The organism is Algoriphagus sp. A40, assembly GCF_002002735.1.
GTDB lineage: Bacteria > Bacteroidota > Bacteroidia > Cytophagales > Cyclobacteriaceae > Algoriphagus.
The window spans coordinates 20,629-30,796 of record NZ_MUNY01000068.1 but is presented as its reverse complement, the minus strand read 5'-3'; the positions used below and the strand labels follow the sequence as shown (position 1 = coordinate 30,796).

At 44.7% G+C, this 10,168-nt stretch carries 8 protein-coding genes; 5 read left to right on the top strand and 3 right to left on the bottom strand.

Annotated features, from left to right (window positions below):
• On the bottom strand, nucleotides 1-831 hold an 831-nt coding region (gene panC, locus B0E43_RS17310), incomplete at its 3' end, for a pantoate--beta-alanine ligase (protein WP_077352081.1).
• Nucleotides 832-955: 124 nt separating this feature from the next.
• Between panC and B0E43_RS17305 the strand changes: the two genes are divergently transcribed.
• From B0E43_RS17305 to glmS, 3 genes are all read left to right on the top strand, one after another.
• Nucleotides 956-1,768, top strand: a complete 813-nt coding sequence (locus B0E43_RS17305) for a glycogen/starch synthase (protein WP_077352080.1) — start codon at nucleotides 956-958, stop codon at nucleotides 1,766-1,768.
• Entirely contained in the window at nucleotides 1,728-3,092 is a 1,365-nt protein-coding gene (locus B0E43_RS17300; RefSeq protein ID WP_077352079.1) for a DUF4270 family protein, read from the top strand. The genes B0E43_RS17305 and B0E43_RS17300 overlap by 41 nt, the downstream gene beginning before the upstream one ends.
• A gap of 122 nt (nucleotides 3,093-3,214) precedes the next feature.
• Nucleotides 3,215-5,056: a glutamine--fructose-6-phosphate transaminase (isomerizing) gene (glmS, locus tag B0E43_RS17295; RefSeq protein WP_077352078.1), complete on the top strand. Its 1,842-nt coding sequence runs from the start codon at nucleotides 3,215-3,217 to the stop codon at nucleotides 5,054-5,056.
• 21 nt (nucleotides 5,057-5,077) lie between these two features.
• On the opposite strand, the gene B0E43_RS17290 is transcribed toward glmS, so the two are convergent.
• Entirely contained in the window at nucleotides 5,078-5,311 is a 234-nt protein-coding gene (locus B0E43_RS17290) for a Kazal-type serine protease inhibitor domain-containing protein (RefSeq protein WP_077352077.1), read from the bottom strand.
• A 112-nt stretch (nucleotides 5,312-5,423) separates the two neighbouring features.
• Between B0E43_RS17290 and prfA the strand changes: the two genes are divergently transcribed.
• Together prfA and B0E43_RS17280 are read left to right on the top strand one after the other, a co-directional pair.
• On the top strand, nucleotides 5,424-6,497 hold the full coding sequence (gene prfA, locus B0E43_RS17285) for a peptide chain release factor 1 (protein WP_077352076.1): 1,074 nt from the start codon (nucleotides 5,424-5,426) through the stop codon (nucleotides 6,495-6,497).
• An 84-nt stretch (nucleotides 6,498-6,581) separates the two neighbouring features.
• Nucleotides 6,582-7,106, top strand: coding sequence for a GNAT family N-acetyltransferase (locus B0E43_RS17280; RefSeq protein WP_077352075.1), 525 nt, complete (start codon nucleotides 6,582-6,584; stop codon nucleotides 7,104-7,106).
• A 248-nt stretch (nucleotides 7,107-7,354) separates the two neighbouring features.
• Here B0E43_RS17280 and B0E43_RS17275 read toward each other — a convergent pair whose 3' ends face one another.
• Nucleotides 7,355-10,168, bottom strand: a complete 2,814-nt coding sequence (locus B0E43_RS17275; protein ID WP_168171967.1) for a YCF48-related protein — start codon at nucleotides 10,166-10,168, stop codon at nucleotides 7,355-7,357.

The following is a 10,168-nucleotide window of genomic DNA, read 5'->3' as shown; positions in this document are numbered from 1 at the left end:
GTTATCAATCAATCTGGTATCACCTATATATGATGCTACACAAATAAATGATTTTTGGTATCTGTCGAACTGGGAGTAGGACTCAAAGGTTTCAGGATTTACCAATTCGAAATATTCCAAGTTCGCAAAGGGCTCATTTCCAAAGTCCGCTTTGATTTGAGTTTGGATTTCCAACCAGTTCTTGCCGGCAAAAAGTTCTGTTTTTGCTTTTTCAAGGGAAGTAAAAAGAAGAATGGCCTTTTTTCTTTCTATTGGACTGAGACGCATATTTCTGGAAGACATGGCCAAACCATCCGGTTCTCGACGTGTAGGTACGATTTCCAGCTTCAATTCAAAGGAAAGGTCGTTCACCAGACGCTTTATAATCCCAACCTGCTGCAAATCTTTTTGCCCGAAGAATGCAACTTGAGGTCGGATAAGGTGAAAAAGCTTTGAAACAACCACGCCGACACCATTGAAGTGGCCGGGGCGGAATTTGCCTTCCAGTTTCCGTTCTAAGTCTCCAAAGTCAAACCTAAGCCTTGTAGGGGCGGGATACATAGTTTCCACGCTTGGTAGAAAAACATAATCCACTCTCTCATCTGCCAGTTTTTGCAGATCAGCCTCCAAGGTGATCGGGTACTTTGCAAAATCCTCGGGGTTGTTGAATTGGGTAGGATTGACAAAGATGGAAACTACAGTCAGGTCAGCAGTTGCTTTGGATTTTATGACCAAATCCAGGTGTCCATCGTGCAGAGCGCCCATTGTTGGGACGAGTCCAATCTGCTGTTTTTTCTGAAGGTGATTGAGCCAGAGGGGGTTCCATTCGGCTCCGGTGCGGATTAGCTTCACGCTTGGGTAGGATTTCGGCTAAATTGGGGCAAAACTAGATTAATATCCAGAAATACAATGCTTTTAGGCTTTTTTTATTTATCTTTGTGCCGTTGTTTATCACGTTCATTAAAATCCCTTTAGCATGTCCAAACTACGTATCCTCTACGTTGCCAGTGAAATCAACCCTTTCTTACAAACTTCTGAAGTAGCCAATTTCTTACGATCCCTTCCCCAAGCCATGCAAGAGCGCGGTATGGAGATTCGTATTTTGGTGCCTAGATTCGGCTTGATCAATGAAAGGAAAAACAGACTTCACGAGGTCGTCAGGCTTTCCGGGATCAATATCTCCGTTGGAGATGAAGAAAAGCCCCTGATCATCAAAGTGGCTTCCATTCCAAATGCAAAACTTCAGGTCTATTTTATAGACAATGAGGACTACTTCCAGCGCAAGCATGTGTTTCATGACAAGCAGCAGAAGTTTTATGAGGACAATGATGAGCGCGCTATTTTCTTTTGCAAAGGCGTGATAGAGACCGTAAAAAAACTCGGATGGGCACCGGACATTGTGCATTGCAATGACTGGATGACTTCACTGATTCCGATGTATCTAAAGACCACTTACAAAAACGAGCCTCTGTTTAAAGACACGAAAACTGTGTTTGCGATCTATAACAACGGATTTTCCCATACCTTTGGCGACGATTTGTTAAACAAGGTTAAGATGGTGGATATCGATGACACTATTTTAGCACCTTTGAAAACCAAAGACTTCACGGGCTTTATCAAGATGGGTATGGAATATGCCGACTTGGTAGTGAAAGGCTCAGCCGTCTCTGAAGAATTAAACCAACTCATCGAGGATTTCTCAAAAGATAAAAAGTTTGAAATCAGTATTGAAGAAGAACAGCAAGCTCATGACGAGCTTTTTGGATTATACAACAGCCTTGCGGGCTAAACTGCCCCTATGGGCTCTCCTCACCACACTTCTTATAAGTTCATGCAGTGATCCGGCATCTGTCGGTCTCGAATTAGCTCCCGGAAATAACCAGATTGGTGTTTTCTATCAGGAGTTTAATCTCGATGCCCAGGTGGTGCTTTTGGATTCTTTTAACACAGTCAATTCGGGAGTTTTGGTTGTTGGCAGCGAATCCGACGAGTTTTTTGGAAAAACAGAAGGTACGGGATACACTAGATTATACATCGACGCGACCGATGACAGGCCAAGGACAGAGGCGATTCTGGATTCGATGTTTTTCTATATGGAAGTGGTCAGTGTGAACGGATCCAATTTGGACAAACCAAAGAAGTATAAGGTTCACAAATTGACTCAACCGATTTTGGACACCCTTTATTACAACTTTGACAAATTGGCTTTTGAAGGCAAGGCATTTGCAGAAACTGACTTTACCTTTGGAGAGGTGAAAGATTCGGTTGTAAAACTTTCCGTCACCAAGGAGTTTCAGGAGGAATTATTCGGGAAAATGAAGGGAGGAACTGAGTTTGACAATCTTTTCAATTTCAGAAAATATTTTCCTGGAGTTGCTATCAAATCGAACCAAGCGGATAACACAACCATTGGAGTTGCATTGGGAGCAAATACAGGTATTACTACCTATTATCATATCGACGGAGACACAGTGTCCTCCCGCTACGATATCAATACCTTCTCTTCGAGAAGTTTTAACGGTATCGAATCGGATCGGTCAGGGACGCCAATTGAGTCAGTCACGGAATATGGAAAATCTTATGAAGTAGGACCAATCGTCGGGATGAAGTCTACCATGGCGATGGCTCTGAGGATTGATACCAGCCCCTTTGATGCGTTTTTAGACACTTTATCCGGTATAACATTTAATCAGGCCCAATTTACAATGGGTGCCATCGAGAGTCAGGATGAGGACAACAATCCAATCTCCGGTATGGTGATGATATTTGTGGATCAATACAATGAGCCCCTCAGAAGTTCTCTCAACAATGTTGCTCTCTATGTGCAGGGAGACGGTCAAGCTCAAGTGCTTTTAGATGAAAACGGTGATAAAATCCCCAATAATACCTATTCCACTTCGGCTATATTGGCGTATGATTCAGAGGACAAGACCTACCTCGCAGGTATAACATCCCATATCAATGCGATTTACCGTGGTGACCTACAGAGACAAAACTGGCTACTCTATGCCTCGACTCCCACCACAGGAGATGATTTCAAAAGATCCCTACGCCAGTTTAAAGTCAACAAGGGCAAAATCAAAGTAAAAATCATTTATTCCAAATCAAGGTAGTTCAATCGATTTCGATAAAGTCGAGCTAATCCACTTTCTGTATTTCGGAAAGTGGATTATTTTTTTTGGCACGAATGGTGTTTCTTTGTGGAAGTACGAACCAACTTTAATAATTTTTCAATATGTGTGGAATAGTCGCGTATGTGGGGCAGCAAGAAGCTTTGCCCATTATCCTCAAAGGACTTCGAAGATTAGAATACCGGGGTTATGATTCTGCCGGTGTAGCTTTATTGGACAGGGAGGGACTGAGTATTTACAAAAAAAAGGGAAAAGTCTCAGAGCTTGAAAAGTATCTGGAATCCAATGTAGACCTGAAATCCAAAATAGGGATAGGCCATACCCGTTGGGCAACCCATGGGGAGCCAAATGATGTAAATGCCCACCCGCATTACTCCTCTTCTGAGAAATTTGCAATGATCCATAACGGAATCATTGAAAACTATGAAGTCCTGAAAAAAGATCTGCTTCAAAAAGGATACAAATTCCAAAGTGATACAGACACCGAGGTCTTCGTAAAATTTATCGAAGACATTTTTGTCAATAATAATTGCACCCTCGAAGAAGCATTGAGGCTAGCCTTGCACAAAGTTGTGGGAGCTTATGCCATTGTTTTGATCAACAAAGAAGAGCCAGACACCCTTATTGCAGCAAGAAAAGGTTCACCATTGGTGATCGGTGTTGGAGAAGATGAGTATTTCCTGGCTTCAGATGCTACTCCGATCATTGAATACACCAATAAAGTGGTCTACCTCGATGACTATGAAATCGCTGTAATCCGGGATGGGAAACTTCAAGTCAAAACGATCGAAAACGTAGAAACCCACCCCTATATCAACCAACTCGAAATGGAGTTGGAAGCGATCGAAAAAGGGGGATACGAGCACTTTATGCTCAAAGAAATCTACGAGCAGCCGAAGTCCATCGCCGATTGTTTGAGAGGTCGACTGGATGCAAAGTCAGGTCGCTTGGTTTTGGGAGGTCTTCGCGATTACATGAATAAATTTCAAAATGCGGAGCGAATTATTATCACCGCCTGTGGGACTTCCTGGCATGCAGGACTGGTGGCAGAATACCTTTTCGAAGAATTTGCACGGGTTCCTGTAGAAGTGGAATATGCATCAGAGTTCCGATACAGAAATCCCGTCATCAGCGAAAAAGATTTTGTGATTGCTATCTCCCAATCTGGTGAAACTGCTGATACACTGGCAGCCATCGAATTGGCAAAATCTAAAGGGGCAACCATTTTCGGAGTTTGTAATGTGGTAGGATCTTCCATTCCCCGGGCAACTCATGCCGGGTCATATACCCACGCCGGCCCGGAGATCGGCGTCGCTTCTACAAAAGCTTTTACCGCGCAAATCTCAGTTTTGGCAATGATGGCCTTGAAGTTGGGTTATCAAAGGGGAACCTTGCCTGAAAGCCGATATGTCCAACTACTTCACGAATTGGCTGCGATTCCTGCAAAAGTTGAAAAAGCTCTTCAGACCAATGATCTGGTCAAATACATTGCCTCAGAATATAAGAATGTGAGAAATGCCCTTTATCTGGGCCGTGGATACAATTTTCCGGTTGCTCTGGAAGGCGCTCTGAAGCTGAAAGAAATTTCCTATATCCATGCCGAAGGCTATCCTGCTGCTGAAATGAAGCACGGTCCGATTGCCCTGATCGATGAGGAAATGCCCGTGGTATTCATTGCTACCCGAGACAGCTCCTATGAAAAAGTAGTGAGCAACATCCAGGAAGTGAAAGCCAGGAAAGGCAAAGTAATCGCCGTGGTGACTGAAGGAGATACACAAGTAAAGGCCATGGCCGATCATGTAATCGAAATTCCGGAGGTTCACGAAGCATTTGTTCCTTTGGTAGCAGTCGTCCCTTTACAGTTGCTGTCGTATCACATCGCAGTGATGCGGGGCTGCAATGTAGATCAGCCGAGGAACCTGGCAAAATCCGTAACCGTGGAATAAATCAAGAGACTGGCAGAAATGTCAGTCTTTTTTGCTACAGGCCCCCAATGTCCAGGAAATAACCCCGGACCGCTCTGCAGCGCAGGAATTTCCGTAGGTTTTGCCATCACAGCCGCATACCGGGTTGTAATCCAGCGTGCAAGGGCCTGAACTGATCCTCGCCGGATCGATACAATTTGGAGTTGGTTTTTCTTCCTCACAGTGTGAAAAAATGAAAAGAGAACCAAAGAATAGAAGGATAGGTAGTTTTCTCATACCCCATTGACGGATTTTCAAATCAAGTTGCTACAAAACATAGGGCCGACTTTTCTTTTCACCACGACCCAGCCGATAAAATCCTTACTTTTGCGCAGCGAAGCAAAAACCCATGCTGGATAAATTACAAGCCCTCAAAGACCGGTTCGAAGAAGTAGGTCAGCTCATTATTTTGCCGGACTCCATGTCTGACATGAGCAAATACGCCAAGCTCACCAAGGAATACAAAGACCTGGAGAAAATCGTCGTGGCATATGACGAATACAAACTTGTTTTGCAGAATATTGACAGCTCAAAGGAAATCCTGGAAAAGGAAAAAGACCCTGAATTCAGAGAAATGGCCAAATTGGAGCTCGATTATCTCAGGGAGCGCAAGGAAATTCTCGAGGAAGAAGTCAAGCAACTCCTGATCCCAAAAGACCCAAACGATTCCAAAGATTGTATTCTCGAAATCCGCGGTGGGACTGGGGGGGACGAAGCCGCAATATTTGCTGGGGATTTGTTCAGAATGTATGAGCGATTCTGCGAAATGCAGGGATGGAAGCTCACTGTTCTGGATTTGACTTTTGGCTCCGCAGGCGGATACAAAGAAATCATCGCAACCGTCTCAGGCGCAGATGTGTATGGCATGCTCAAGTATGAATCCGGAGTCCATAGGGTTCAGCGGGTGCCTGCGACTGAATCTCAGGGAAGAGTACATACCTCTGCAGCATCTGTAGCGGTTTTACCCGAAATGGACGAAGTTGAGGTGCATTTGGACATGAATGACATCCGCAAGGATACCTATTGTTCCTCCGGACCAGGTGGACAATCGGTCAATACCACTTATTCTGCAGTACGCCTTACCCACAACCCATCCGGGCTGATTGTCACCTGTCAGGACGAAAAATCCCAGATCAAAAACTTTGAAAAAGCACTCAAAGTATTGAGGTCCAGACTTTACGAAATCGAACTGGCCAAGCATAATGACGCCGTGGGAGCACAGCGCAAATCCATGGTGGGAAGTGGGGATCGATCTGATAAAATCAGGACTTATAATTATTCCCAATCCCGTGTCACAGACCATCGGATCAACAAAACAGTGTACAACCTCCCGGATGTGATGGATGGACATATTGAAGATTTCATCTCCTCACTCCGACTGGCAGAAAACTTCGAAAAAATGCAGGCCAGTGGGATTGAGTAATTGGATCGTGCTTTGCAAGAATGAATTTAGAAGGTATATTGAACTAACAATAGGCCCCAGCGGAGAATTAACCCAAGCGTTTGTATGATTATAGTAGGAGAAAGAGAAATTAACCTGGTCAGCTGGAGCGAGTCCCATTTTCATCAACTCTATCCTCTTGCCAATAACCCTAAGATTTCCATGAATCTGCGGGATAGCTATCCCCAGCCCTATACCATTCATGACGCCAGACATTGGATCGAGCACAATCAAAAATTCAACCCTCCTCAAAATTTTGCCATAGAATTTGAAGGAAAACTGGCAGGCTCTATCGGGTCTGAGCGTGGCAAAGATGAGCTCCGAACCAATATGGAATTGGGATTTTGGGTAGGGGAACCTTTTTGGGGAAAGGGAGTCGCCACTGAGGCGGTAAAGCTTTACACCAAGTATATTTTTGAAAAATTCGACATCCAGCGGATTTATGCCCAAGTATATGATTTCAATGGGGAATCGATGAATGTCCTCGAAAAAGCAGGATTCATACCTGAAGCAATCTTAAAAAAGGCCTATATCAAAAGGGGACGCGTAGGGGATATTTTCCAATACGTTATGATCCGGGACGAAGCCTAATCAATGTTTTTATAGCCCAGCAGACATTGGGCTGAATGGGTGATCATTCTGCTTAGGCTTTGATCTATAATGGATGAAATTATAATGGATCAAAAAAACCTAAGGAAGGAATTCTCTGAAGCAAATCACTCTTGATTTCTCTCGTTCTTTTGTTTTTAGAAAAGAAAGTCCGAGTATCAAAAAGCCTCAAGCCGCAAAGGAGAAAGGAATTGTCCATTCTCTCAAATGAATGAGTTAATCTGTCACCGTTATTGGACTTGGATCTTTTTTGCCAAAGTTCCGTTTTTTCCCTGAAGTTTGATTACCAAAAGCCCTCTGGGAAGCCCAACGAGTTGGATCTCCGTTTGACCAGAAGTTAAGGTTTGGGATTCGACCAATTGCCCCACTGGGTTGAAAATCAAAATGCTTGACCAGGAGTCCAGATTTTCGGAAGATATCGTCAGATTTCCCTGACTGGGGTTTGGAAAGATTTTTAAATTTCCCTCAGCAATTGGCTCCAACGCAGTAATGATATTCACATTTACCGGCAAAATTCGCTTGGAACTGAAGCTGCATTCATTTTGTGCCTCTACTGCCAATTCAAAATCCCCTTCAATTTCCCAGAGAACCCGTACACTTCCTGTTCCCTGACCGGAAAGAATTCTACCTCCTGCACCAGAAATGCTCCATCGGTAATTCATTCCCTCCAATTCCTCGATTTCGTATACTTGCTCCCCAAGTCCGACGCGGGATTCACCTGAAATACCCAAAGGGGACTCTGGAGCTCCGTTGACTGTGATTGTTTTCAGGATGGCAGGTACACCTCCACATCGATTCTCAGGCGTTGCACTTAACTGCTGGATTCCTTTTTGGCTCCATTTGATTTCGACTTCTGGGGTTCCCTGGCCTTTCACCAATTCCCCTCCGTTGACTTCCCAAGTGTAGCTGGTCCCTTCGACCGATGGCAGTGAATAAGTGTATGTATTGTCAGTACAAACAGTCCCATCACCTTCAATCTGAAGATTGGAGGAAGGAGTCCCTAGGACGCTCACTTCTACAAAAGAAGTTTCCCCGCTTCCGCAGAAATTGGAGCGGCTTACCAGGACAGCGTTCCTTCCAGCCAAGGTCCATTTGACTTCAATCTCACCAGTCCCCTGTCCGGAAATGATTTCTCCACCATCTACTCTCCAGATGATTTCAGAACCGGATTGAGGCAGACCTGAGATAGAATAGGAAGTTGTACCCAAGCACGATTCCGCATCTCCGGTAATTTGCCCAAGATTCCCCACAGGAGGCACACAATTGAACGCGATGATTGTACCGTCCTCCCCTGCAAAGTAGGCCTTTTGGTCAGTCCCTGCACTGACAGCATTGAGGTCTCTCAGGGTCCCGGTAGAAGATGGGATCCAGGTTGCTCCGCCATCTGATGTGACTAAAGCCAGCCCTTCTTCACCGGCAATAAAACCGTAGCTTTCCCCAAAAAAATCTATTGAGTTGAGCTTTTTTGTAGTGCCGGATTCGATTTTTTTCCAAGTCCTGGCCTTGTCGTCCGTTTTTAGAATGACACCACCATCTCCGACCACAAAAGCCCTAGCGGTATCAATCTTGGCCAATGCGTTTAGGTTTTCATCAGTGAGCTTTGGCAGGGTCTCCCATACAGTTCCTCCGTTACTCCAACTTATTTGGCCATTTTCTCCGATGGCAAATCCATACTGGAAATCGAAAAACATCAAATCCTTGAGATTCTGGGTTGTGTTCGACTCTTTGGGTGGACTCCAGACATCACCGGATTCAGCGGAACTTGAGATGTACCCTTGACTTCCCGCCAAATAGAGGACATTGGCAACAAACAGGTAAAACCCGAAAATTGACCGGTCTGGTCGCGCAAATACCGGAACCCAAGTCGTTCCCGAATTGGTAGTACGGTAGATTTTTCCGTTTGCTGAGCCGGTATATCCAAAAGCGGTGTTCCAAAAATCGATCGTTTCGATATGTATCGACTCGGGTATCGGGCGATGCGTCAATGTCGCGGCACCGTTAGAGGTTACAAAAAGACTTCCCCTTTCTCCGGCGATAAAACCCGTGTTCAAATTTTTGAAATCCACAGAAGTAAAGTTATTTCTGATCCCAGCGAGTTTTTGAGTCCAACTGGTACCGGAATTCCCCGAATTGACAAGGTACCCGTCCTGTCCGGCTAGCGAAACAAAGGCACTTTTTGGTTTGAAGGCAAGGTTTTTAGTGTTTCTGATGTTGTTAGCTCCCAGACTTGGTTTTACAAAGGAAGTTCCGGAATTGGCTGTCCGCACGACAGTCGCCAAATCCCCTACCGCTACGACAATCCGTACATCCAGTGGACTTATGGCTACTTTTCGTAACGTGTTAGTGGTGGTTGAGTTTAAAATAGACCAATTTGCTCCCCCATCCACCGTTTTGGCAAAAAAACCATTTTCACCCACCGCGTAGCCAATCATTTCATTGGAAAAGGCAATGCCGAATAGGGATGGATTGGAGCCAATCCCTGAAATGCTCCAGGAATTGCCTTTGTCAAAGGTCCGAAGAATTTTCCCCTCTCCGGCTGCGATAAATCCCGTATTCTCATTTACAAATACCACCTCATTTAATGATAGGGTGGTGCCGCTTGTTACTTTTTTCCAGGTTTCTCCAAAATCCGAAGAATTGATGATTTCACCGTTTTCCCCCGCAGCAATTAGAAGTCCAGTTGGGTTTTGAGTTAGGCTAAACAAATCATTTTGGGTTCCGGATTCTTTTCTAGCCCAACTTTTCCCACCATCGGAAGACAGGTAAACAGTCCCGTTTTCCCCAACTGCCACTCCTTTGTTTCCACCCATCAAAAGGACATCATTCAGGCGCACATCAATTTTTTGCAGAACCTCTTCCCAGGTGGTACCTCCGTCACTTGTCCGAACAATTAGGTTCTCCCCAACCAGTATTCCTTCCTGTTCATTGATCCAAGCAATAGATTCGAAATCTAAGCCCCAACTTTGCATTCGGGTCCAGGACTGGGATAGGGTCTCTGCCGAGAAAAGCAAGAGGAAAAAGATAACAGACGTGAGTCTTTTCAT